This window comes from Microbacterium sp. AISO3, assembly GCF_002204305.1.
In the GTDB taxonomy this organism is placed as follows: Bacteria; Actinomycetota; Actinomycetes; order Actinomycetales; family Microbacteriaceae; genus Microbacterium; species Microbacterium arborescens.
Genome location: NZ_NHRF01000003.1, coordinates 302,749 through 326,161, shown reverse-complemented (window position 1 = coordinate 326,161; position 23,413 = coordinate 302,749). Strand labels below are relative to the sequence as shown.

At 70.7% G+C, this 23,413-nt stretch carries 20 protein-coding genes; 9 read left to right on the top strand and 11 right to left on the bottom strand.

The features are described from left to right. Positions 1–3 precede the first annotated feature (3 nt). The gene (locus tag CBF90_RS06705) at positions 4–993 is read right to left on the bottom strand and encodes an asparaginase (RefSeq protein ID WP_023955177.1); all 990 of its coding nucleotides are present in this window, start codon (positions 991–993) and stop codon (positions 4–6) included. Positions 994–1,045: 52 nt separating this feature from the next. Between CBF90_RS06705 and CBF90_RS06700 the strand changes: the two genes are divergently transcribed. Next, positions 1,046–1,525: an OsmC family protein gene (locus CBF90_RS06700; protein WP_023955175.1), complete on the top strand. Its 480-nt coding sequence runs from the start codon at positions 1,046–1,048 to the stop codon at positions 1,523–1,525. Positions 1,526–1,534: 9 nt separating this feature from the next. On the opposite strand, the gene CBF90_RS06695 is transcribed toward CBF90_RS06700, so the two are convergent. Together CBF90_RS06695 and CBF90_RS06690 are read right to left on the bottom strand one after the other, a co-directional pair. Beyond that, on the bottom strand, positions 1,535–2,251 hold the full coding sequence (locus CBF90_RS06695) for a 1-acyl-sn-glycerol-3-phosphate acyltransferase (RefSeq protein WP_233494961.1): 717 nt from the start codon (positions 2,249–2,251) through the stop codon (positions 1,535–1,537). 180 nt (positions 2,252–2,431) lie between these two features. Beyond that, complete coding sequence (locus tag CBF90_RS06690; RefSeq protein WP_242435606.1) at positions 2,432–3,892, bottom strand: HNH endonuclease signature motif containing protein; 1,461 nt, start codon at positions 3,890–3,892, stop codon at positions 2,432–2,434. 139 nt (positions 3,893–4,031) lie between these two features. Between CBF90_RS06690 and CBF90_RS06685 the strand changes: the two genes are divergently transcribed. Together CBF90_RS06685 and dxr are read left to right on the top strand one after the other, a co-directional pair. Then, complete coding sequence (locus tag CBF90_RS06685; RefSeq protein ID WP_088380200.1) at positions 4,032–5,009, top strand: FKBP-type peptidyl-prolyl cis-trans isomerase; 978 nt, start codon at positions 4,032–4,034, stop codon at positions 5,007–5,009. A gap of 57 nt (positions 5,010–5,066) precedes the next feature. Next, positions 5,067–6,152 carry a 1-deoxy-D-xylulose-5-phosphate reductoisomerase gene (gene dxr, locus CBF90_RS06680; RefSeq protein WP_088380199.1) on the top strand — a complete coding sequence of 362 codons (1,086 nt, stop codon included), beginning with the start codon at positions 5,067–5,069 and terminating at the stop codon, positions 6,150–6,152. 9 nt (positions 6,153–6,161) lie between these two features. On the opposite strand, the gene pflA is transcribed toward dxr, so the two are convergent. The 5 genes from pflA to CBF90_RS06655 all read right to left on the bottom strand — a co-directional run bounded on the left by pflA (position 6,162) and on the right by CBF90_RS06655 (position 12,452). Beyond that, positions 6,162–6,965, bottom strand: a complete 804-nt coding sequence (pflA, locus tag CBF90_RS06675; RefSeq protein WP_242435616.1) for a pyruvate formate-lyase-activating protein — start codon at positions 6,963–6,965, stop codon at positions 6,162–6,164. A 14-nt stretch (positions 6,966–6,979) separates the two neighbouring features. After that, positions 6,980–9,253 (bottom strand): formate C-acetyltransferase, encoded by a 2,274-nt coding sequence (gene pflB, locus CBF90_RS06670; RefSeq protein ID WP_023955163.1) that lies wholly within the window; start codon positions 9,251–9,253, stop codon positions 6,980–6,982. 182 nt (positions 9,254–9,435) lie between these two features. Then, entirely contained in the window at positions 9,436–11,043 is a 1,608-nt protein-coding gene (locus tag CBF90_RS06665; RefSeq protein WP_088380198.1) for a Mur ligase family protein, read from the bottom strand. Between the two features lie 66 nt (positions 11,044–11,109). Next, positions 11,110–11,808: a DUF1775 domain-containing protein gene (locus tag CBF90_RS06660; RefSeq protein WP_088380197.1), complete on the bottom strand. Its 699-nt coding sequence runs from the start codon at positions 11,806–11,808 to the stop codon at positions 11,110–11,112. A gap of 56 nt (positions 11,809–11,864) precedes the next feature. Continuing rightward, a complete protein-coding gene (locus CBF90_RS06655) occupies positions 11,865–12,452 on the bottom strand; it encodes a hypothetical protein (protein WP_088380196.1) in 588 nt (195 codons plus the stop codon). A 56-nt stretch (positions 12,453–12,508) separates the two neighbouring features. On the opposite strand from CBF90_RS06655, the gene CBF90_RS06650 reads away from it, so the two are divergent. Continuing rightward, the gene (locus CBF90_RS06650; RefSeq protein WP_088380195.1) at positions 12,509–13,813 is read left to right on the top strand and encodes an RIP metalloprotease; all 1,305 of its coding nucleotides are present in this window, start codon (positions 12,509–12,511) and stop codon (positions 13,811–13,813) included. 25 nt (positions 13,814–13,838) lie between these two features. On the opposite strand, the gene CBF90_RS06645 is transcribed toward CBF90_RS06650, so the two are convergent. Beyond that, positions 13,839–15,776, bottom strand: coding sequence for an anthranilate synthase family protein (locus tag CBF90_RS06645; RefSeq protein ID WP_088380194.1), 1,938 nt, complete (start codon positions 15,774–15,776; stop codon positions 13,839–13,841). A gap of 238 nt (positions 15,777–16,014) precedes the next feature. Here CBF90_RS06645 and ispG point away from each other — a divergent pair, with 238 nt between their 5' ends. Further along, entirely contained in the window at positions 16,015–17,145 is a 1,131-nt protein-coding gene (gene ispG, locus CBF90_RS06640) for a flavodoxin-dependent (E)-4-hydroxy-3-methylbut-2-enyl-diphosphate synthase (RefSeq protein WP_023955151.1), read from the top strand. A 67-nt stretch (positions 17,146–17,212) separates the two neighbouring features. Continuing rightward, positions 17,213–18,280, top strand: a complete 1,068-nt coding sequence (locus CBF90_RS06635) for a hypothetical protein (protein ID WP_023955149.1) — start codon at positions 17,213–17,215, stop codon at positions 18,278–18,280. A 12-nt stretch (positions 18,281–18,292) separates the two neighbouring features. Here the strand turns inward: CBF90_RS06635 and pcp are convergent, their stop codons facing one another. After that, a complete protein-coding gene (gene pcp, locus CBF90_RS06630; RefSeq protein WP_172407797.1) occupies positions 18,293–18,928 on the bottom strand; it encodes a pyroglutamyl-peptidase I in 636 nt (211 codons plus the stop codon). A gap of 59 nt (positions 18,929–18,987) precedes the next feature. Between pcp and CBF90_RS06625 the strand changes: the two genes are divergently transcribed. Genes CBF90_RS06625 through CBF90_RS06615 form a run of 3 tightly spaced genes read left to right on the top strand, consistent with a single transcriptional unit; the run spans position 18,988 to position 22,468 of the window. Then, positions 18,988–19,524, top strand: coding sequence for an RNA polymerase sigma factor (locus CBF90_RS06625; protein WP_023955145.1), 537 nt, complete (start codon positions 18,988–18,990; stop codon positions 19,522–19,524). Then, complete coding sequence (locus tag CBF90_RS18565; RefSeq protein ID WP_088380193.1) at positions 19,515–20,663, top strand: hypothetical protein; 1,149 nt, start codon at positions 19,515–19,517, stop codon at positions 20,661–20,663. Before CBF90_RS06625 ends, CBF90_RS18565 begins: the two co-directional genes overlap by 10 nt. 47 nt (positions 20,664–20,710) lie before the next feature. Next, on the top strand, positions 20,711–22,468 hold the full coding sequence (locus CBF90_RS06615) for a proline--tRNA ligase (protein ID WP_088380192.1): 1,758 nt from the start codon (positions 20,711–20,713) through the stop codon (positions 22,466–22,468). A gap of 64 nt (positions 22,469–22,532) precedes the next feature. On the opposite strand, the gene CBF90_RS06610 is transcribed toward CBF90_RS06615, so the two are convergent. After that, positions 22,533–23,342 carry a DUF1206 domain-containing protein gene (locus tag CBF90_RS06610; protein ID WP_088380191.1) on the bottom strand — a complete coding sequence of 270 codons (810 nt, stop codon included), beginning with the start codon at positions 23,340–23,342 and terminating at the stop codon, positions 22,533–22,535. Positions 23,343–23,413 lie beyond the last annotated feature (71 nt).

Below are 23,413 nucleotides of genomic sequence, written 5' to 3'. Positions count from 1 at the left end.
CCGCTACACCGTCGGCCGGATGATGCCGACGTTCTGTCCGCCGCCGAGCACGGTCAGCGGAAGATGAGAGATCACGCGGGCTACGGGTGCGGCCTCGAGGGCGCCTGCCCGCACCAGCAGGGTGAGCGCGATCGCCGACGCGGCGCGGCCGTTGCCGTCGAGCACCTTGAGGGCCACCGTGGTTCCGTCGGGGGCCACCATGACGAGCACGCCCTCGGCGCCCGTCTTCGCGAAGACTCCGAGTCGCTCGATCGCGACGGTGTCGGGTCGCCCGGGACCATCGATCGTCCAGGGATTCTCGCGAACGGCCCGCACGAGGGCACCAGCCATGCGGTGCAGTGCGAACGGCGAACGCTCGCTCGCGGTGCCGATGCGCTGGATCGCGCGCCCGAGCGCGATGAGGCTCATCGCGTAGACGGGGGCGCCGCATCCGTCGATCGCCATCGCCGAGGCCTTCGTGCCGGTCAGTCGTTCGATGACCTCCCGCGTGTGCACCTGAAGCGGATGCTCAGGGTCGAGATACGTGGCGGTGTCCCAGCCGCTCGCGACGCACGCAGCCAGCATCGCGGCGTGCTTGCCCGAGCAGTTCATGCGGATGCGGGTGGGGGTGCCGAGTTCCCGCACGATCTCGTCGCGCGTGGCGGTGTCGCCGGGCCAGGCCGGTGGGCAGCCGAGATCGTCCTCGCCGAGGCCTGCGTCGTTCAGGATGCCGCGGACGACCGCGACGTGCCGATCGGTGCCGGAGTGGCTGGCGGTGGCCAGGCCGAGCCGTTCCCCCTCGAGCGAGGCTCCGGCGGTCATGCTGGCGAGTGCCTGCAGGGGCTTGAGGGTCGAGCGCGGCAGGATCGGTGCGTCTACGTCGCCGAGGGTGCGGATCGGGCTGCCGTCGGCTCCCAGGACGACCGCTGCGCCGGCGTGACGGGACTCGATGAAACCGCTGCGCTCGACGACCGCGAGCTCGACGGCGGCGGGAACGGCGAAGGTCTGCGGCACCCCGACAGCCTACCGTCGCGGGCCCCGCCGTGCCGCGTGTCAGACTGTCTGCATGTTGGGTGAGCACCGCTATTCCGTCCGGGCCGAGTGGACCGGGAATCGCGGCACCGGAACGAGCGGCTACCGAGACTACGACCGGGCCGTCACGCTGAGCATCGACGGAAAGCCGTCGCTCGCGGCGTCGAGCGACAAGCCGTTCCGCGGAGACCCGACCCGGTGGAACCCGGAGGATCTGCTGCTCTCGGCGCTCTCCGAATGCCACCTGCTGTCGTACCTTCACGCGTGCGTGACGGCGGGGGTCGTCGTCGTCTCGTACACCGATGACGCGACGGGAACGATGCGTGAGGACGGGCGGGGTGGCGGCGCGTTCGCGGAGGTCGTCCTGCGACCCCGGGTCGTCGTCGCGGAGGCCTCGATGCGAGAGGCGGCGCTCGAGGCGCACGCTCAGGCGAATGCCTGGTGCTTCATCGCGAACTCGGTGAACTTCCCGGTGCGCCACGAGCCGACGATCCTCGTCTCGGGCGAGGAGTGACCTGTCTGGTCAGCGGCGTTCGTGCGGCAGAGCCTGCTTGATCCGCTCGACGGTGTTCTGCGGCGGGGCTTCGTTGTAAGCGCCTGCCAGCTCCTGACCTGACAGGGCGTGGATGGCAGCCATGATCTCGTCGGTGGCGTTGCGGCGGGCTCGACCGGAGTCCGCCGAACCGTGGTGGCTGAGGTCGAGTGGCTCGCCGAAGCGGACGGTCACCCGCGGACGGAGCCGCGGGAACTTCGCCCCGACGGGCATGATGTCGCTCGTCCCGATGAGTCCGACGGGGATCACCGGTGCGCCGGTCTGCAGCGCGAGGAAAGCGACACCGGTGCGCCCCTTGTAGAGGCGGCCGTCGAGAGAGCGCGTGCCCTCGGGGTAGAGCGCCGTCGACCATCCGGCGTCGAGCATCTTCTTCTGCTGGTCCAGGGCATCGAGCGCGGCTTGGCCTGCTCCGCGGCGTACCGGGAACGCGCCTGCAGCGTAGAAGAACTCGCGCGACAGCCACCCGCGGAATCCGGTCCCGTCGAAGTAGCTCGACTTCGCGAGGAACCGCACCGGGCGTGGCGACGCCATGGGGATCACGAAGGAGTCGATGAAGGAGAGGTGGTTGCTCGCCAGGATGACGGCGCCCTTCCGGGGGAAGTGCTCGCGTCCTTCGATGCGCGGCCGGTAGATCATGCGAGCCAGCGGTGCGAGCACCCACCGGCCGATCACGTAGGTGAGACCGATTCCCGGGACTGCTTCGACGGCGGCTGCGGCTTCGTCGTGCTCGCCGGGCTCGCCGGACTGCGGCTCGGTTGCGTCAGCGTTCACCAGACGAGGCTACTGCGGAACGCATAACTACGCGGACATGTTGTGCGAGCGCACACGACCGACGTGGGCGGGCGAGGCCGTATCGAGTACGGATCGTCAGAACGGTGGAGCTCCCGGTCCGGGTGGACCCGCGGTCGTGAACGCCACCAATGGTGGCGGTGCGTCGTCGCGGTAGACGCGTCCGGTCGGTGAGGTCCAGACGAGCCGCCCGCCCGGGAGCTGTCGGACTCGCCAGCGGGTGTGGTGTTTGACGTCGTGGTGTCGTTTGCAGAGGTTGGCGAGGTTACGCACGTGCGTTGGCCCGCCCTCGGATGCGGCGATGGTGTGGTCGAGCTCGCAGCGGATGGCGGGTTGCCGGCATCCGGGGAATCGGCAGTGCCGGTCGCGGGCCCGCAGCAGTCGCACCATGGCGGCGGTGGGCCGGTAGGTGTCGCACTCCAGCACGGTTCCGGTGACCGGGTGGGTGAGGAGCCGGTCCCACGAGGTGGCGTTGCCCGCCAGCTCCCGTGCGGTTGCGGCGTCGATGGGGGAGCGACCGGCGAGATCCGCGGGACCCTCGTCTTGGCCCGTCAGCGTCAGCGCAGACACGGCGACCTGCACGTGCGCGCGGATGGCTCCGAGGGTTCCGTCGCCGTCGCCGGTCGCGGTGGGGTCGAGGGCGGGTGTGCCGGCGAGGAGGAGGTCACTGAAGACGTCGGCGCGGACCTGGTCGATCGTGCGGGCATCGTCGATGAACGACGACCCGTCGCGAATCGTCGCATCGGCATCGCGGCCGCCACCGTTGGCGTCGGTTCGTGCGTCGGCTCGAGCGTCAAGCGCGTCGGCTCGAGCGCCCAGCGCGTCGGCTCGAGCGTCAGCGCCGATCGCGTCAACGCCCGCCGCGTCGGCGTGCTGCCGCACGTTGATGATCTCCCGGGCCTGCCGCGTCAGCCGGTCGACAATCCCATCCGCGATCACCGTCGGCAGGGTCGCGATGAGATTCGACATCCCATCCGCGCCTGCCTGCACTCGCACGCACCGCCCCGCCGCGGCCTCTTCATGTCGCTCGGTGAACGTCCGCGGGTGCATCCGCTCGGCGATCATCCGCAACGTGTCCCGCACCCGGTTGGGTGTCTCGCCCTCACACCGCTCGATCGCGACGCGTTCGAACTCCGCCCGCTCCTCCGCAGGCACCAGGCATCCCGTCTCCTGGATGACCCGCACATGCCCGCGGACGATCCGCCCCGCCTCCCACGCCGCCATCGTCACCGGATAGTTCTCCACCAGGTCCCGCGCCTCATCGATGCGGCGCTGCACGGTCCGGTCGGTCGCCACGAACACCCCAGCCAGCTCCGCGGCGATTCCACGCAGCGCCATCTCCCGCGCCTTGACCCTCTCCGACGACCCGGCGGCCTGCTTCTCCGCGAGAACCCCAGCGGCGGCGAGCACCCGAACCTCACGCACCTGGCCAGCCCGAACCACGTCCGCCGCCCCCTCGGCATCCGCGACCAGCATCGCGAGCTCAGCGACATCAGCGTCGCTGCCCATCCCGCCGCTCAGCCCGCCATTCGAATGCATGTTCTAATATTGCCACGGGCCTCCGACATCGCCCCGTCGCAATCCACAACGCTGACGGAGGGCGCCCCGGGTTCTCAGCGCGCACTGATGCTGGTGCGAGAGGATGACAGTTCCGTCTCCCCGATCGAAGAGGTTCTCCGTGCGTCTGCGCCCGTTCGCCGCTCTGTCCGTCGTCGCCGTCTCGGCGCTTGCGCTCGCCGGTTGCGCGGGCGGTGACACGGCCACCGAGTCGCCCAGCCCCAACGCTTCCGGCGGGTCGGAGCAGTGCCTCGTCGACGCCCAGCCGGGGGAGTCCTCCGACAGCATCGAGGTGTCGGGCGCGGCGCCCGAGCTGACGGCGACGGTCGACCCGGGCCTCGAGCCCGCCGAGATCGAGCGGACGCTCACGACCCGCGGCGACGGCGAGGACCTCCACTCGGGCGACCTGGTGTCGGGGTCCTACGCGATCTACGACGGCGCGACGGGCGAACTGCTCGAGCAGTCGCGCGACACCTCGCCCGACGACTCCGGGCTGGTTCCGGTCCTGCTCGACACCCAGCAGTACTCGGTGTTCGTCGCGGCGCTCGAGTGCGCCCCGCTCGGCTCGACGGCGGCTCTGGCGATTCCCGGGTCGGCGTTCGGCGAGGGCCGGACGGCCGTGGTGGTCGTCGCGGAGGGCGTCGAGAAGCTCCCGACTCGGGCGACCGGCGCCGACCAGGCGCCCGTCGACGGCATGCCGACGGTCGAGCTCGCCGACGACGGCGCCCCCACCATCACCCTCCCCGGCACCGACGCGCCGACCGAGGTGAAGCTGGCGAACCTGAAGACCGGCGACGGCGCCACGATCCAGCCCGGCGACACCGCATTCGTGCAGTACACCGGCGTGAAGTGGTCGGACGGCTCGGTGTTCGACTCGAGCTGGGACCGCGGCCAGCCTGCGGCGTTCCCGACGAACGGGGTCGTCGCCGGCTTCCAGCAGGCCCTGGAGGGGCAGCAGGTCGGCTCGCAGGTGCTCGTCGTCATCCCGCCGGCCGCGGGTTACGGCGCGCAGGAGGGCAGCGAGCTCCAGAACGAGACGCTCGTCTTCGTCGTCGACATCCTCGGCGTCCAGCGCACGCCCGCGCCGGCCGCAGACTGAGGTCGCCCGCCGCCGCGCCAATCAACCCGGCACCCCCGCAGCACCTAGGCTGACGGGATGCGTCGCGTCGTCATCCTCGGCTCCACCGGTTCGATCGGGACGCAGGCGCTCGACGTCATCGACTCCCGGCGCGACCGGTTCGAGGTCGTCGGGCTTGCCGCCGGGTCGAACGCGCGGATGCTGGAGGAGCAGGCAGCTCGCTTCGGGGTGACCCGCACCGCACTCGGCGCGGCTGATGCGGAACGTCTCGTCCGTGATGTCGACGCCGACGTGGTGCTCAACGGCATCACCGGGTCGGTCGGGCTGGGGCCCACTCTCGCCGCGCTCGAGTCGGGTCGAACACTGGCGCTCGCGAACAAGGAGTCGTTGATCGTCGGCGGCGAGCTCGTCACCTCTCTCGCCGCGCCCGGTCAGATCGTTCCGGTCGACTCCGAGCATTCCGCCATCGCGCAGGCCCTGCGGTCGGGCGAGTCCGACGAGGTGCGCCGGCTCGTGCTCACGGCATCCGGCGGGCCGTTCCGCGGCCGCCGGCGCGACGAGCTGGCCGCCGTGACCCCCGCGCAGGCGCTCGCTCACCCCACCTGGGATATGGGACGCGTCGTGACGACCAACTCCGCGACGCTCGTCAACAAGGGGCTCGAGGTCATCGAGGCCCACCTGCTGTTCGGCGTGGACTACGACCGCATCGACGTCGTCGTGCATCCCCAGTCGGTGGTGCACTCGATGGTCGAGTTCATCGACGGCTCCACCATCGCCCAAGCCTCGCCGCCCGACATGCGCCTGCCGATCTCGCTCGGCCTCGACTGGCCGCGCCGAGTCGCGGGCGTCGGCGCTCCGCTCGACTGGACACGTGCGGGCGAGTGGACCTTCGAGCCGCTCGACCACGCAGCGTTCCCGGCTGTCGCCCTCGCCAAGCGCGTGGGCGGAGAGGGGGGAACCTACCCGGCGGTGTTCAACGCCGCGAACGAGCAGGCCGTCGAGGCGTTCCACGCCGGGGCGCTGAGCTTCCTCGGGATCGTCGAGACCGTCGAGCGCGTCGTCGACGCGCACCGTCCGCCGAGCGAGCTCACACGGGAGTCGCTCGCGGAGGCCGAGTCGTGGGCGCGGAACGCCGCTGACCGCGCGATCGGTGCGACGCGATGACGGCCGCCGTCAGTAGACGGTGAGGCCTCGCGCCGCGAACTGACCGCGGACCCGCGCGAGCAGCTCGGCATCCGGCGTCGGTCGCCCGGCGAGCGGGTAGGGGCTGCCGAGTCGCTCCCACTTCGACGTACCCATCTGATGGAACGGCAGGACCTCGACGCGGTGCACGTTCTGCCATCGGGCGACGATGTCGGCGACGGCGTCGACGTTCTCCACGGCATCCGTGAGTCCGGGCACGAGCACGAACCTGATCCACACGGGCGTGCCACGAGCGGCCAGGCGGTCGCCGAAGTCGATCGTCGGCTGCAGGTCGCGCCCGGTGACCTCGCGATAGGTGTCGGGCAGGCCCGACTTCACGTCGAGCAGGACGAGCGAGACGTCGTCGAGCAGCGCATCGGATGCCGCGCGACCGAGATTCCCCGAGGTGTCGATGGCGACGTGGACGCCGAGCTCGGCGGCGGCCCGGGCCAGGCGCGTGACGAAGGCCGCCTGCTGCAGCGGCTCACCGCCGGAGATCGTCAGTCCTCCTCCCGTCGCCCGGAAGACCGGCAGGTACCGGCGCAGACGGGCGACGATGTCATCGAGCTCGGTGAGCTCGCCGTCACGCTGACGCCACGTGTCGGGGTTGTGGCAGTACTGGCAGCGCAGCGGGCATCCCGCGAGGAAGAGGGTCATCCTGGTGCCGGGGCCGTCCACGGAAGTGACGAGCTCCCAGGAGTGCACGCTCGCGACATGCCCGGACCGTCGTGCGGCGAGACGGTCGTGACGGGGGTCGCTCAGATCGGCGGTGCAGGCCGCGCCCGGCACCAGGATGGCGGACACGGGACTCAGACTCCCGTGTGGAAGGTGCGGCTGAGGACGTCGAGCTGCTGCTCTCGGGTCAGTCGCACGAAGTTGACCGCGTAGCCGGAGACCCGGATGGTCAGCTGCGGGTACTTGTCGGGGTTGACCATCGCGTCCTCCAGCGTCTCGCGCGTGAGCACGTTGACGTTGAGGTGGTAGCCGTCCGAGGCCATCTGCGCGTCGAGGAGTCCCACGAGGTTGCGGACCCGCTCGTCCGGCGTGCGCCCGAGCCCGCTCGGCGTCACGGTCGTGGTCAGCGAGATGCCGTCCTGGGCCTGGTCGAAGGGCAGTTTCGCGACCGACAGCGCCGCCGCCAGCATCCCGTGCGTATCGCGCCCGTTCATGGGGTTCGCGCCCGGGGCGAAGGGCTGGCCGGCACGGCGTCCGTCGGGGGTGTTGCCCGTGGCCTTGCCGTACACGACGTTCGACGTGATCGTCAGCACCGACTGGGTGTGGACCGCGTCGCGGTATGTCTGGTGCTTGCGGATCATCGACATGAAGTCCGACACCAGCTCGCGTGCGATCTCGTCGACGCGGTCGTCGTCGTTGCCGAAGGTGGGGAAGTCGCCGTGGACGAGGTAGTCGACGACGAGACCCGACGCATCGCGCACCGGCTCGACCTTCGCGTACTTGATGGCCGAGAGCGAGTCGGCGGCGACCGAGAGGCCGGCGATGCCGCATGCCATGGTGCGCAGGACGTTCCCGTCGTGCAGCGCCATCTCCAGACGCTCGTAGGCGTACTTGTCGTGCATGAAGTGGATGCAGTTGAGCGCGTCGACGTACGTCTCGGCGAGCCACTCCATCATCACTCGGAAGCGCTCGCGCACGTCGTCGTACCCGAGCACGTCTCCCGAGACGGGGGCGGCGGCCGGCGCGATCTGCTTGCCGCTCACCTCGTCGCGTCCGCCGTTGATGGCGTACAGGAGAGTCTTGGCGAGGTTGACCCGAGCCCCGAAGAACTGCATCTGCTTGCCGACCGTCATCGGCGAGACGCAGCATGCGATCGCCGCGTCGTCACCGCACAGCGCGCGGATGTGGTCGTCGGACTCGTACTGGATCGACGAGGTGTCGATCGAGACCTGCGCGCAGAACTCCTTGAAGCCGTCGGGCAGCGCGTCGGTCCACAGCACCGTCAGGTTGGGCTCGGGTGCCGGGCCGAGGTTGTAGAGCGTCTGCAGGAATCGGAAGGCGGTCTTGGTCACGAGCGTGCGTCCGTCCTCGCCGACACCGCCGATCGACTCGGTCACCCAGGTCGGGTCGCCGGAGAACAGCGCGTCGTACTCGGGCGTGCGGAGGAACCGCACGATGCGCAGCTTGATGACGAGGTCGTCGACGAGCTCCTGCGCCTCGACCTCGGTGAGGATGCCGCGCGCCATGTCGCGCTGGATGTAGGCGTCGAGGAACGCGGTGTTGCGCCCGAAGCTCATCGCGGCGCCGTTCTGCTCCTTCACCGCCCCGAGGTAGGCGAAGTACAGCCACTGGATCGCCTCGCGGGCGGTGGCGGCGGGCCGGGTGATGTCGAAGCCGTACGAGGCGGCCATCTCGGCGAGTTCGTGCAGGGCGCGGATCTGCTCGGCGTTCTCCTCACGCGAGCGCAGGATGTTCTCCGTCGAGGGGTGCATGTCGAGCTCCGCCCGCTCGACGTTCTTCGCCGCCACGAGCGCGTCGGTGCCGTACAGCGCGACGCGCCGGTAGTCGCCGATGATCCGGCCGCGACCGTAGGCGTCGGGAAGGCCCGTGATGATGTGGCTGCTGCGGGCTCGGCGGACGGCCGGCGGGTACACGTCGAAGACGCCGTCGTTGTGGGTCTTGCGGTAGCGCGTGAAGATCGTCTCGAGGGTCGGGTCGACCGGATAGCCGTACGTCTCGAGGGCTCCCTTGACCATGCGCCAGCCGCCGTTCGGCATGATCGCGCGACGCAGCGGCGCGTCGGTCTGCAGACCGACGATCAGCTCGTCCTCGCGCCGGATGTAGCCCGGAGCGTGCGACGTGATCGTCGAGGGGGTGAGGGCGTCGACGTCGTACACGCCGCGCTCGCGCTCTGCCGGGAACATCTCGCTGAGCGTCTGCCAGAGCCCGGTCGTGCGGGCCGTCGGTCCCACGAGGAACGACGCGTCGCCGGTGTAGGGCTCGTAGTTGCGCTGGATGAAGTCGCGGACGTCGATGTCGTCCTGCCACGGGCCCGGGGCGAAGCCCTCCCACGCGGCGGGGACCGCGTCGTCGTCGTGTGCTGTCGTGGTCGGGATGACTGTGCTCATCGTGGGTCCTTCGTCCTGTCGGAAGGCCCGCCGGGGAGCGGGGAAGGCGCTGGTCGTGCCTGCCGCGGCGTGCCTGCGACCGACGTTACGCCCGGGCCGCAGAGGGTGTGGCGATCGTGCACGGTAGCGACAGGACGGCGGGGGACCGCCGATTTTTCACAGTGGTCCGACCACAACCGCGCTCAGTCGGCGTAGGGCACGGCCCAACTGGGCTCGGGCACCGGCCAGCCGGCATCCCGAAGCGCTCGACGAGCGAGCTCGCGAGCCGAGTAGGGCGTGCGGACTCCGCGGATGTCGCGGTAGTCCTGGTGTCCCGGGCCGGCCCACAGGATCGCGTCGCCCTCTCCGACGAGCGAGACGGCTTCGATGATCGCCTTCTCCGGCGGCGACGACTCGCGGATGTCGGCATCCGGTCGCGCTCGCCGAGCGCCCTCGAGCAGGGTGGCCCGAATCGCGTCGGGATCCTCGAAGCGCGGGTGGTGGTCGGTCACGATCAGGATGTCGCTGCCGAGGACAGCCGTCGCCCCCATGTCGTGCCGCTTGGTCTTGTCGCGATCGCCGTCGGCGCCGAACACCATCACGACGGTCCCGGGGGTCACGCGCCGCACGGCGGCGAGGGTCTTCTCGAACGCGTCGGGGGAGTGCCCGAAATCGACGTACACGGCCGGCCCGCGGTCGCCCGAGACGCGTTGCGTGCGGCCGGGCAGGTGCGCATCGATGCGGTGCCCGTCGAGCACGCGCACGAGCTCGTCCCACGCGTATCCGCCCTCGAGGAGCATGACGATCGCGAGACCGGCGTTCGCGGCCATGTGCCGTCCGATCACCGGAACCGTCGTCGTGAGCTGTCGGCCACCGGACCCGACCAGCCGGAACTCGGTGCCGTCCTGCCGCTCTTCGACGATCTCGACGGTCCAGTCCGCTGTCGCTGCGGGGGTCTCGGCGATCGCCGGGGTGATGATCGTCGTCACGGGGATCTCCGCGCGCGCCACGATCTGCGCGCCGGCGTCGGAGTCGAGGCACACCACCCCGCGTCGCGCCCGGTCCGCGAGGAAGAGCGGCAGCTTCGCCTCGAAGTACTCCGCCATGTCTCGGTAGTCGTCGAGGTGGTCGTGGGTGAGGTTGGTGAAACCGGCGACGTCGAAGACCACTCCGTCGACGCGGTGCCGGGTCAGCGCTTGCGCGCTCACCTCGACGGCGACCGCGTCGACGCCGCGCTCGCGCATGAGGGCGAGCAGCGCGTGGAACTCCGAGGCCTCGGGGGTCGTGAGCCGCGACACGATGACGTCGCCCGCGATGTGGCGCTCCGCCGTCGAGGACAGGCCCGTGACGACTCCGAGCTGACCGAGGATCCCCTCGATGAGGTGAGAGACGCTGGTCTTGCCGTTCGTCCCGGTCGTGCCGAACAGCAGGGGGAGACGGTCCTCGCGGCCGGTTCCGTAGACCCAGGCCGAGAGCTCGCCCAGTCGGGCCCGCGGATCGTCGACGACGACGATGGGCAGACCGGCGTCGGCGGCGAGCTCGGCCCCGCGAGTGTCGGTGACGATGGCCGCTGCGCCCGTCGCGGCGGCTTGCGCTGCGAACTCGGCACCGTGCCGGACGCCACCCTGGATCGCGACGAAAGCCTCGCCCGGGCGTAGATCTGCCGTCGCGAGGGTGATGCCCGTCACGGTGACGTCGGTGGCGGCGCCGACGATCCGCCCGCCGACGTGCGCCGCGAGCTCTGTCAGGGAGCGGCGCGGCGGACTCTCGGGGCGGAGGACGGGAGGGAGGTTCGGGGCGTCGGTAGGCATTGCGACCATTGTCTCACCCCGGTTCCGGGGCGGCCGCGTCGATTGACGCGCCCGCCCCGGGTGTGCTCAGGCGCGTCGGCGGGTGATGGCCAGGACGAGCGCTGCGGCCGCGACGACGAGAGCCCCGGCCGAGAGCCAGATGGGCAGGGGATCGGCCGCCGGAGCGGATGCCGCGGCGGTCTCGGTACCGGAATCGGCGGTGTCGCCGGACGAGTGGCCGCCCTCGGAGTGTCCGTCGTGCGCGTCGGCCGCCGCTGCTCCGACGACCACGACGGGAGCCGGGTATTCGAGGTCGTCCGGGTCCTGACCGTCTTCAGCGACCTGCACCCAGGCGGCCTCGCCGGTCTCGCACTGCTGCGTGACGGGGAAGGCGAAGCTCTCGCCCTCGGCCGAGCCGGGGAAGATCACGTTCATGCCGGCAGAGGCTGCGTACGCGTCGGGGATGGGCGCGACCGCCGTGTACGTCACGCGTGTGGGGATGCCGTTCTCGCCCGCCTCGGTCGTGATAGTCCACGCGCCGTCGATGACGGGGGTCGCGCCCTGTGCCTCGGCGGGGATGTCGACGACGAGTGCCGTCGTGGGCGACCCGTCGCAGCCGTGGCTGAACGAGAAGTCGATACGGGTCGAGCCGTTGGCGGCGACCTCCTCCGGCGTCACGTGCACGTGTGCCGAAGCGGCGAGCGGGAGGGCGAGGGCGAGGGCGGCACCGGCGGTCACGCCGACGGCCAGGCGCGCACGGCGGCGCGCGGTCATGGTGCGGGTCATTGTCATCTCTCAGAACATGCGGGCGGCGTCATGCGGCCCGCTACGGGAAGGGGAGGTCACACGGTGGCGACCGGCGGACCCCGCAGTGACAGAGAGAAACGGAGGCGACGGGCCGCCGCGACGCGTTCGCGGCGCGGGACGGGACGGAGCATCGGAGTCCGCGCACGAACCGACGGCGACATCAATCGCACGAACCGCAGGATGCCGCGATGGATGGCGCGCACCAGGCGTTCGCCGGCGACGAGCGTGGCGACGGTCACGGCGGCGGCGAGAACATGCGTCGCCGTCATTCCCGAGCTCACGGCGTGCGTATGCGTGAGAGGCGCGAGGGCGGGGAGCCCTCCGCCGTGGGTGTGCGGGACCGGCGCCGTCGGATCAGCGGCACCCGCGATCGAGAAGAAGGTGTGGAACAGGCCCTGACTGGCGAGGACGACCAGGCCGGTGCGCCATGCCGAGGGTGCGCGGCCGACGAGCCAGACGGCCGCGGGCGCCGCGAGCAGCGTCGCCACGACGATGAGCCAGAGCGGCGCCAGCCCGCCCGAGATGGTGTGGGCCGTGGCGGCGAAGACGGTGGCGATCGCGGCGGAGGCGGTTCCCCGCAGCGCGCGAGCACGCCGCACTGCCGCACTCTGCGCCCGCTCCATGGTGGGAGTTTACGGCCTGGGCCGATTCAAAGACTCGGCGGGTACTCTGAGCGGTCGTGACCGTCCTCGCTTTCGTCATCGGCGTCGTGCTGCTCGTCGTCGGGCTCGCCGTCTCGATCGCGCTGCACGAGGTCGGGCACCTCGTCCCCGCCAAGCTGTTCGGCGTGCGTGTCGGCCGCTACATGATCGGCCTGGGGCCGACCCTCTGGTCGCGGCGCTTCGGCGAGACCGAGTACGGCGTGAAGGCCCTGCCTCTCGGTGGCTACATCTCGATGTCGGGCATGTATCCGCCGGCACCCGAGGATCCCGAGGCCGCCACCCGGCGCAGCGGTCGCTTCTTCGGGGCGATGGTGCAGGACGCCCGCCTCGCCAACGCCGAGACCCTCGTCGAGAACGACACGCGACCGGCGTTCTACCAGCTGTCGGTGTGGAAGCGCATCGTCATCATGGTCGGCGGGCCGCTCATGAACTTCGTACTCGCGATGGTGCTCTTCGGCATCGCGCTGAGCGCCATCGGACTGCCGAGCGTTTCGACGACGATCGCCGGCGTCAACGAGTGCGTCGTCCCGGCCGGCGTCGAGCGCACGACGTGCGAGCCCGGTGATCCCGTCTCACCGGCCGCGGCAGGCGGCATACGCCCCGGCGACATCATCGTCGCCGTCGACGGCACCGAGGTGACGGGCTACGTCGAGGCGACCGCGATCATCCAGGCGTCGCCGGGGCGCACAATCCCGATCATCGTCGAGCGCGACGGCGACCGCGTCACGCTGGAGGTCACCCCGATCGCCGCCGAACGCCCCGTGATGGCCGCGGACGGGACGACCGAGGTGAAAGAGGTCGGCTTCGTCGGTATGACGGGAACGCGTATCAACGTGCCGCAGCCGATCTGGACCGGACCGCAGGCGGCGGTCGAGCGGCTCGGCGCCGTCGCGAGCGTCATCTGGCAGCTGCCCGTCAAGGTCTACGAAACCGGAGTCGCCCTCGTCACCGGTGCGGAACGCGATCCCAATGGGCCGCTGTCGGTCGTCGGTGCCGGGCGCATCGCGGGGGAGGTCGCCGCGACCGAAGCGCCCATTCAGGACCGCGTCGTCGACCTGCTGAGCCTGCTCGGCTCGCTCAACATCGCGCTGTTCATCTTCAACCTGCTGCCCCTTCTGCCCCTCGACGGCGGACACGTCGTGGTGGCCCTGTGGGACGGGATCAAGCGTGCCTGGGCGAAGCTCTTCCGCCGCCCGGCGCCGCGGCCGGTCGACGCCACGAAGCTCGTGCCCGTCACTTTCGTCGTCGTGATCGCGCTCATCGTCATGGGCGGGACGCTGATCCTCGCCGACGTCTTCAACCCGATCTCGATCCTCGGCTGACGCGCTCGCCGCGCTGCGGCGGCGGTCAGGTGGCGACGGGCTCGAGCGCGAACCCGATGAGCCGCTCGAGCGTCGGCAGGCCATCTCGAGACAGGATCGACTCGAGGTGCCCCTGCACGGAGGCGTATCCCGGACCCCGGAGCGCGTACACGTCACCCGACGACGGGTCGGCCGCGATCTCGGTGTCGCCGAGGCGGTCGGTGCCGGGAGCGACGCGCGCCGTGAACGTGTTGTAGAACCCGATGGATGCCGGCTGCCCGAACACATCCACGCTCTTCTGCAGGCCCTGATGGGGCGACGCGAGAGGGGCCAGCGCGATGCCGAGCCGGTCGGCCAGGATCTGGTGGCTGAGGCAGACCGCGAGCAGCGGAGTGCCCGCGTCGGCGCGCCGGCCGACGAGCTCTCGCATGCGGGCGATGCGAGGGCTCGCGCCGTCGCGCGGATCGCCCGGGCCGGGACCGAAGACGACGAGGCCGGCCTCGTCGACCGCGGCATCCGTCACCTCGTGCCAGGGAGCGATGCGAACGGTGAACCCGAGGTGGTGCAGCTGGTGTCCGAGCATCGTGGTGAAGCGGTCCTCGGCGTCGACGACCAGCACCTCGCGGCCCGCGTACGGCCCGCCCTCGGCGGCCTGCGGGTCGAGCCAGAACTGCGCGAGACGCGCGTTGCGTGAGGAGAGCAGGGCCGCGATGGTCGGATCGTCGCCGAGCCGCGGGCGGTGCGCGGCCGGCGCGTCCTCGTCGACGGCCGTCGTGTCGGCGATCGCCGCGGGCGCTTCGTCGCGGTCGACGGCGCCGATCGCGCCCAGGACGCCGGCCGCCTTGCCGTGGGTCTCGCCCACTTCGCCCGCCGGGTCGGAGTGCCGCACGAGCGTCGCGCCGACCGGCACGCGCAGCCGGCCGTCGACGAGGTAGGCCGTGCGGATCAAGATGGGCGCATCGAGGTCGTGGCCGCCGCCGGCCGCGGGCGTGAACAGGGCCGCGACGCCGGAGTAGTACCCGCGGGGCGTGCGCTCGTGCCGCGCGATCACGGTGCACGCGTTCTGCATGGGCGAGCCCGTGACGGTGGGGGCGAACATGGTCTCACGGAGGATGTCGCGGGGATCCATCGTGCTCGAGCCGCGCAGCATGTACTCGGTGTGGGTCAGGCGCGACATCTCCTTCAGATGCGGCCCCGTGATGCGGCCCCCGTCGGAGCAGACGGCCGACATCATCTTCAGCTCCTCGTCGACGACCATGAACAGTTCCTCGGTCTCCTTGGTGGAGGAGAGGAACTCCGTCAGGGTCTCGGCAGTCGCGCCGCCGCGGGGATGCCGGAAGGTGCCGGAGATCGGGTTCATCGTCACGATGCTCGTCCCGGGCTCCGCGGGCGCCCCGCTGCGGGCACTGACGTGGGCCTCCGGGCTGGCGCCGACCGCCACGTGACCGTCGGTCACGACGAGGAAGGTCCAGTACGCGCCGCGCTCGTGCTGCAGCAGCGCGCGGAACCAGGTGAGGCCGGCGGTGACGGCATCCGTCTCGACCGTCGCGGTGAAATCACGGCGGATGACGAAGTTGGCGCCCTCGCCGCGGCCGATCTCGTCGGCGATCACGCGGCGGACGATGTCGGCGTAGTCGTCGTCGGAGATGTCGAACCCGGCGTCCTCGAGCGGCACGCGCTCCGACGGCAGCTGGCGCAGTGCCTCGGCCAGGGGCAGGGAATCGTGGTCAGCGACGCGCAGGCAGCGCAGTGGTGCCCGGTCGTCGTGGCACACGAAGCCGCGTTCGACCACCTGACGGAACGGCACGAGGGCGAGCACCTCGCGCGGAGTGCCGTCGGGATCGTCCAGCGGGATGTCGGCGAGCCGGTCGACGTCGACGACGTCGCCGCGGAGCACATCGACGCTCGCCCCGTCGCGCGCGATGAGCGCGAACGGCTCACCGCTCGCGGCGAGATCGGTCAGGGTCGGGAGGGAACCGGTCATCGTCGTCTTTCTTCGTCGGAGCGCCCGCCCCACGAAGAAGACCGCCGGGCCTTCAACGCCGGGCGGTCTGAAACGTGTGCACGTCGAACACACCGCCTAGGCGGTGTGCCACCAGGAGAGGCGCGTGCGCATGGGCCGAAATTATCACACCCGCACGAGGGATGCGGTGTCGCGCGGCTCCCAGCCCGTCTGCGGCCCTGCCGCGTAGGCTGTGCCCGTGCCAGCTGTCAATCTCGGGATGCCCCAGGTTCCGGACGTCCTCGCCCCCCGCCGCAAGAGCCGGCAGATCCGCGTCGGAAAGGTGCTCGTCGGGGGAGGAGCCCCCGTCAGCGTGCAGTCGATGACGACGACACCCACCACCGACATCAACGCGACGCTGCAGCAGATCGCCGAGCTCACGGCGTCCGGCTGCGAGATCGTGCGCGTCGCCGTACCCTCGCAGGACGACGCGGACGTGCTCCACATCATCGCCAAGAAGAGCCAGATCCCCGTCATCGCCGACATCCACTTCCAGCCCAAGTACGTCTTCCAGGCGATCGACGCCGGATGCGCCGCGGTGCGCGTGAACCCGGGCAACATCCGGAAGTTCGACGACCAGGTCGGAGCGATCGCGAATGCGGCGAAGGCCGCGGGCGTCTCGCTGCGTATCGGCGTCAACGCCGGTTCTCTCGACCGTCGTCTGCTGGAGAAGTACGGCAAGGCGACCCCGGAGGCCCTCGTCGAGAGCGCGGTCTGGGAGGCGTCGCTCTTCGAGGAGCACGACTTCCACGACTTCAAGATCTCGGTCAAGCACAACGACCCGATCGTCATGGTCAAGGCCTATCGGCAGCTCGCCGAGCGCGGTGACTGGCCCCTGCACCTCGGGGTGACCGAGGCCGGCCCGGCGTTCCAGGGGACGATCAAGAGCGCCACCGCGTTCGGCATCCTGCTGGGAGAGGGGATCGGAGACACGATCCGCGTCTCGCTGTCGGCGCCGCCGGCCGAAGAGGTCAAGGTCGGACACCAGATCCTGCAGTCGCTCAATCTGCGGGAGCGCAAGCTCGAGATCGTCTCGTGCCCGTCATGCGGGCGCGCGCAGGTCGACGTCTATACGCTCGCCGACGACGTCACGGCGGGTCTGAAGGATGTCACCGTGCCGCTGCGCGTCGCGGTCATGGGCTGCGTGGTGAACGGGCCGGGCGAGGCTCGCGAGGCCGACCTCGGCGTCGCGTCGGGCAACGGCAAGGGCCAGATCTTCGTCAAGGGCGAGGTCATCAAGACCGTGCCCGAGTCGGAGATCGTCGCGACGCTCATCGAAGAGGCCCGCCGTATCGCCGACGAGCTGGGCCCCGACGCGCCCCTCGGTACGGCGCAGGTCGTCACCGCCTGAGATCGGTTCCATAACGCTTCGACGGCGGATGCCGCGGCCGGCGTGCCGGTCCTGCCAGGCTGAAGGCGTGCTCCGTCGTCCCGTCGCGTTCCTGCCCCTCGCGATCGCCGCCGTTCTCGCGGTGGGATGCACCCCCGTCGAACGTGCGGCGGAGACCCCGTCGCCGGTCAGCCCGTCGTCTGCCGCCCCCACCCCGACACCCACCCCGACGCCGAACCTCGAGCCCGTCCGGGCGTTCGACGCCGATTGCGACCAGATGCTCACGGTCGAGCAGCGCGATGAGCTTCTCGGCGCGGGCTCGATCACCGTCGCCGAGCAGATCGCGTTGTGGGAGCCGGAGCGTCCCGTGCCCGTGGAGGCCGACCCCGTCGGCACCGTGGGGGGTCTCACCTGTACCTGGTTTGCGGCGGAGGGCGTCGAGCCCGCCGCGGGTGTCAGGAACCTCACCACGATGGTGCTACCCGCCGCGGCGGTGACCAACGAGATCGCTGCCGCCTACTCGGTCGCGTTCTGCGAACCGAATTATGATTCGAGCGCCTGTCGTTTCGGCGTCCGCGTGGGAGACGACTGGGTCAGCGCAACCGTCGGCTCCGAGGTCTATGAGGCGCCGGAAGAGCTTCTGAGCGCAGCCGTCGAGGCGGTGTCGCGGAACCTCGCGTCGGCGACGAAGCCACGCCCCGTCGACCGCATCGACCAGACCTGGTCCATCCCCGACTGCGTCGAGCTCGGGGAGGCCATCGGTCTCGAAGACATCGTCGGCCCCTACCGACATGGCTACTGGGAGGGGGCGGAGCAACCCGAGGACGTCCTGTTCGCCTCGGCCGGTATCGCGCTAACCTGCCCGATGTTCTCCGACGGTGAGCGGCTCCACTACGACACGCACGAGTTCCGCATCCTCGCCCCTCTCGCTGCCCCCGGTCTCGGCTGGCAATGGAAGCAACTTCGTACGGGTAACGCCGAGGCAGCGGTCGCCGTTGAGGTAGCAGGCGCCGCGGACTCGTTCGGCGTCGATCGGGGTTACGGGTCGGTGCTCGTCTACGCGACAGACGGCACGAACGTCGTCAGCATGTGGTCTCAGGACGCCGAGGTCGCAGCTCAGGTCCTGTCTCGGATGCTCACCGCGCTCTCCAGCTGAAGCGAAATCGCATCAGGCGATCGTGCCCGCGGCGTAGGACGCGTCGACGTCGGTGTCGAGCGATGTACGGATGGCGATGCGCATCGCCCGCGCGATCTCCACGAGAGCAAGCGACGGCTGACCGACGGGAGCGTCCGTGCTCGCGTAGGGCACATGGATGAAGCCCGCCCGGCGGAGCCCGGAGTCGTCGACGTCGAGCACGGTGAACATCGCGTGGTTGCAGACGAAAGTGCCGGCCGAGTGCGAGACGGTGGCGGGGATGCCGGCATCCATGATCGCGGCGGTGATCGCCTTGACGGGCAGGGTCGCGAAGCGGGCGGCCGGCCCTCCGGGTGACGACGGGACGTCGACCGGCTGGTCACCGGCGTTGTCGGGGATGCGCGCGTCGAGAAGATTGATCGCGACACGCTCGATCGTGATGCCTGCGCGTCCGCCCGCGAGGCCCGTCGCGACCACGACATCCGGGTCGTGCGTCGCGATGAGCTGGCGGAGCCTGCGCCGAGCGCCGTCGAACTCGACGGGAAGAACCGCGGTGACGAGCTGTTCCGGCCCGTCCCACTGATCGGCGACAAGGCGGACGGCATCCCCAGACGGGTTGGTCGCGTCTCCCGCGAACGGCTCGAACCCGGTCAGCAGCACGGTCGTCATCCGCTCAGATTAGTTCGCACGACCGCGAACCTTCGCGGCAGTGCCGGACACTACAGGGTGTGGGAGATGATGAGGCCGCTGCATGGCAGCGACTGCGGGCGGGCGACGAGTCCGCGCTGGGAGACCTGTTCGACAGATACGAGTCGCGGCTGTTCCGGCACGCGAGCCGCCTGCTGACCGATCGCGAGGACGCGAAGGACGCGGTCGCCATCGCCTTCTTCGAGCTCTGGCGCAAGCGCGCGAGTGTGCGCCTCGTCGACGGGTCGCCGCTGCCGTGGCTGCTGACGACCGTTGCGAACACGGCGCGCAATCTCGAGCGATCGGGGCGGCGCTACCGAGCGCTGTTGGCGAAGACCCCCGCGGCGTCCGCATCCGCGGCGCCGTCGGCCCACGACGAGAGCGGTGTGCTCGCGGCACTCAAGCAGCTGCCGGCCGGTGAGCAGAGCGTCGTCGTCCTCAGCGTGCTCGAGGGCTACCCCGAGCGCGATGTCGCTCAGACCCTGGGGATCCCCGTCGGCACGGTCAAGTCACGCCTCTCACGGGCAAAGAGCCGGCTACGAGACGAGATGACGGCGTTGGAGGCATCGTGGACCTGAACGATCAGCTCACCCCGAATGAGCACGGCGATCTGCGCGATCGCATCATCGCAGGAGCGGGGCGTATGAGCGCGACCCGCGCTCGGCGCTCGCACCTGGTCGCCGGCGCCGCCGCCGTCGTACTCGTCGGGGGTGTCATCTCGGGTGTCGCCTTCGCCACGGCACGGTCGGATCACCGCATCGCCACCCCGGTTGAGACAGCGACGCCTGTGCCCCCGTCTCCGACCCCGCCGTCGACACCGACGCCGACGCCGACCTCGCCGCCCACGACGCCGTCACCCCCTGCACCGTCCCCGCCTGCGGCTGCGCTGCAGGTGGCTAATGGAGACTGCGAGGCAGTCCTGCCCGCTGACAGCCTCTCGGATGCCGTCGAATCCGACGCGCAGTTCATGGCAGATGATTCGGCTGCGGGCGACGTCACGCTAGCCACATTGGGCGGCCTGTACTGCCGCTACGCCGTGAACAGCGGCATGATGGAGCTCGTGGTGCTGCCCGCGGAGGCCGCAGCAGATGGCGTCGTCGACGAGTTTGGCGCTGACGACTGCCACGACCGCGAGGTGGGGAGGTTCTGCTACCGGGTCAGCGCGGGCGAACGCTTCTGGGCGATCGTCGCCAGCTCTTCGCCGCAGGATTCTGGCTCCGACTCATCGGACCTGCTCCCCATTCTCGAGCGAGTCGACGGCTCGCTCGCCATGCTCCCGAGCGCCCACGCTGTTCCTCCCACACGACAGTGGCGGACGCCGATCGCGTGCTCGGATGCCGACACGGCTGAGCTGGCCCAGGTTGTCGGGGCGAGTCTGACGGTCGAACCTGGAACGGGATGGCCCGCGAACCTGCACACAGCCATCGCCAACGCTGCGCACCGAGAAGCGAGTTGCCTCTGGTACACCGCTGACGGCCTCACGGCTTTCAGCATCACCGTGCGCCCAGGCGCCGGGCCCGTATGGGCAGACGCGGCGAGTTCGGCGGGGGCGGGAACCCCGGTCGAGGTCGCGGGCGCGACGGACGCCCGCGTCGGTGCGAGCGCATCGGGCGATGAGGCAGTGGTCGCCACGGACGGCGTGAACCTCATCGAGGTCCGAGGGCGAGGTGCGGATCTGGCATCTGTGGCTTCGGCCTACCTGATGCGACTGGGATGACCCGCCGAGCGCACATCGCGGCCCCGCGGCATCCGTAGACTCGACTCGTGGTCACCCGTATGTCGCACCTGTTCCTCCGCACGCTCCGTGAAGACCCCGCGGGCGCCGAGGTCGCCAGTCACAAGCTGCTGATCCGCGCCGGCTACATCCGACCTCAGGCGGCGGGCATCTTCGCGTGGCTGCCGCTCGGCCTGCGCGTCAAGGCCAAGATCGAGCGCGTCGTGCGCGAGGAGATGGCCGCGGCCGGCGCCCAGGAGGTGCACTTCCCGGCCCTGATGCCGCGCGAGGCGTACGAGGCGACGGGGCGCTGGGAGGAGTACGGCGACCTGCTGTTCCGCCTGCAGGACCGCAAGGGCGGCGACTACCTGCTCGCGCCTACGCATGAAGAGGCGTTCACGCTCCTGGTGAAGGACCTGTACTCGTCGTACAAGGACCTGCCGCTGACGATCTACCAGATCCAGGACAAGTACCGCGACGAGGCGCGCCCCCGCGCCGGTCTGCTGCGCGGCCGCGAGTTCACGATGAAGGACGCCTACTCGTTCGACGCGAACGACGCGGGGCTCGAGGCGAGCTACCAGGCCCAGCGCGACGCGTACGAGCGCATCTTCCAGCGCTTCGGTCTCGAGTACGTGATCGTCCAGGCGGATGCCGGCGCCATGGGCGGGTCGCGGTCGGAGGAGTTCCTGCACCCCACGCCCGTCGGCGAGGACTCGTTCGTGCGCTCGGCGGGCGGCTACGCCGCGAACGTCGAGGCGTTCACCACGGTCGTCCCCGAGGCGGGGCCGATCGACGGGCTGCCGGAGCCGGTCGTCTTCGACTCGCCCGACACCCCCACGATCGAGACGCTCGTGGCACACGTCAACGCGAACCTCGAGGGCGAGTACACCGCCGCGCACACGCTCAAGAACGTCGTGCTCGCCCTCACGCACCTCGACGGAACGCGCGAGCTCGTCGTCGTGGGCCTGCCCGGCGACCGCGACGTCGACGACAAGCGCGTGGAGGTCGCCTTCGCGCCGGCCGAGGTGGAGCCGGCGACGGCCGAGGACTTCGCCGAGAACCCGCTGCTGGTCAAGGGGTACATCGGCCCCTGGTCGCCCGAGGGCCCGGTGCTCGGCGAGGAGTCGGCCACCGGCATCCGCTACGTCCTCGACCCCCGCGTCGTCGACGGCACCTCGTGGATCACGGGCGCGAACATCGACCAGAAGCACGTCCACTCCCTCGTCGCGGGTCGTGACTTCACGGCCGACGCGTTCGTCGAGGTCGCCACCGTGCGCGAGGGCGACCCGGCCCCCGACGGCTCGGGTCCGGTCTCGATCGCGCGTGGCATGGAGATCGGCCACGTCTTCCAGCTCGGCCGCAAGTACGCCGAGGCGCTGGGGCTGAAGGTCCTCGACGAGAACGGCAAGCTCGTCACGGTCACGATGGGGTCGTACGGCATCGGCGTGACCCGCATCCTGGCGATCATCGCCGAGCTCAACAACGACGAGCGCGGACTCATCTGGCCCGCATCGGTCGCGCCGTTCGACGTCCACGTCGTGGCGACGGGCCGGGATGCCGCGGCCTTCGAGCTGGCCGAGCAGCTCTCGGGCGAGCTCGAGGCGGCGGGCCTGGAGGTCGTCTACGACGACCGCCCGAAGGTGTCGCCCGGCGTGAAGTTCGGCGACGCCGAGCTGGTGGGTGTGCCGCGCATCGTCATCGTCGGGCGCGGCGCGGCCGACGGCCAGGTCGAGCTGTGGGACCGCCGCACGGGGGAGCGCGAGACCGTCGCGGTCGCCGACGCCGTCGCTCGACTCACCGCCCGCTGATCTCAGCCTCCGGTCGCCGGATGCCGCGCAGGTCGCGGCATCCGGCGCACTCCTTGCTGCGGATTCAGAGGTCGGCGTAGCGCGCGCGGAATACGGTGAACACGCCGTAGGCGATGAGCCCGGCTCCCACGACGACCACGATCTCGGGGCCGAACGTCAGGTCGAGCAGCGCTCGGATCGCGGCATCCAGGCTGCCGGCCTCCTCGGCGCGGGACCTCACGGCGGCGACGATGAGCACTCCGCCCAGCGACCCCAGAGCAATGCCCTTGGCGATGAAGCCGAGAATCCCGAGGCCCTCGACGGCGCGACCGACGGCGCCATCGGGGATCGTCATCTTCGTGTGGAACGAACGGCGCACGCCCATGACGACGAAGACCACTCCGGCGACCGCGACACCGACCCCGACGAGCACGATCGCGAAGACCCCGCCGGGAAGCGCGAGGATGCCGCGGCTCGCGTCGCGCGCGGCCTCGTCGGCCTGCGGACGTGCACCGAGCGCCACCGCGGCGGACAACCCGCCGAAGAACAGGAACACGACCGACTGTCCCCACTCCGAGACCCGCAGCGCCCAGACGGCCGCGCCGCGCCGCCGCCGCGAGGCGAGCATGCCCTCGGCGAGATGCCACACGCCCAGCGCCGCCAGGAGCGCGGCCGCAGCCCACAGCGCGACGAAACCGAGCGGAAGCTCCGCGACCGCGCGGAAGGCCCCCGTCTGATCGGCGTCGCGCTCGCCGCCGAAGGCCACCGCGACGATGAGCGACCCGATCAGCAGGTGCACGAAGCCGTTTGCGACGTAACCGCCTCGGGCCAGCACACGTGCCGCGGGATGCCGTTCGACGGCGCTCGCCGCGTCGTGCACCCCGTGTTCGGCCATCCCGCGAGCCTACGGCCTCCCGCGCCCGACCAGACGGATCGGGCCGGAGCGCGCACCCATGTGCATGCTCC

Excerpts from the sequence above, each read along its gene's own strand:
- CBF90_RS06700 (WP_023955175.1), top strand. The coding sequence starts at position 1,046 with ATGTTGGGTGAGCACCGCTATTCCGTCCGGGCCGAGTGGACCGGGAAT.
- CBF90_RS06690 (WP_242435606.1), bottom strand. The coding sequence starts at position 3,892 with ATGCATTCGAATGGCGGGCTGAGCGGCGGGATGGGCAGCGACGCTGAT.
- dxr (WP_088380199.1), top strand. The coding sequence starts at position 5,067 with ATGCGTCGCGTCGTCATCCTCGGCTCCACCGGTTCGATCGGGACGCAG.
- pflB (WP_023955163.1), bottom strand. The coding sequence starts at position 9,253 with ATGAGCACAGTCATCCCGACCACGACAGCACACGACGACGACGCGGTC.
- CBF90_RS06665 (WP_088380198.1), bottom strand. The coding sequence starts at position 11,043 with ATGCCTACCGACGCCCCGAACCTCCCTCCCGTCCTCCGCCCCGAGAGT.
- CBF90_RS06660 (WP_088380197.1), bottom strand. The coding sequence starts at position 11,808 with ATGACCCGCACCATGACCGCGCGCCGCCGTGCGCGCCTGGCCGTCGGC.
- CBF90_RS06655 (WP_088380196.1), bottom strand. The coding sequence starts at position 12,452 with ATGGAGCGGGCGCAGAGTGCGGCAGTGCGGCGTGCTCGCGCGCTGCGG.
- CBF90_RS06645 (WP_088380194.1), bottom strand. The coding sequence starts at position 15,776 with ATGACCGGTTCCCTCCCGACCCTGACCGATCTCGCCGCGAGCGGTGAG.
- ispG (WP_023955151.1), top strand. The coding sequence starts at position 16,015 with ATGCCCCAGGTTCCGGACGTCCTCGCCCCCCGCCGCAAGAGCCGGCAG.
- pcp (WP_172407797.1), bottom strand. The coding sequence starts at position 18,928 with ATGACGACCGTGCTGCTGACCGGGTTCGAGCCGTTCGCGGGAGACGCG.
- CBF90_RS06610 (WP_088380191.1), bottom strand. The coding sequence starts at position 23,342 with ATGGCCGAACACGGGGTGCACGACGCGGCGAGCGCCGTCGAACGGCAT.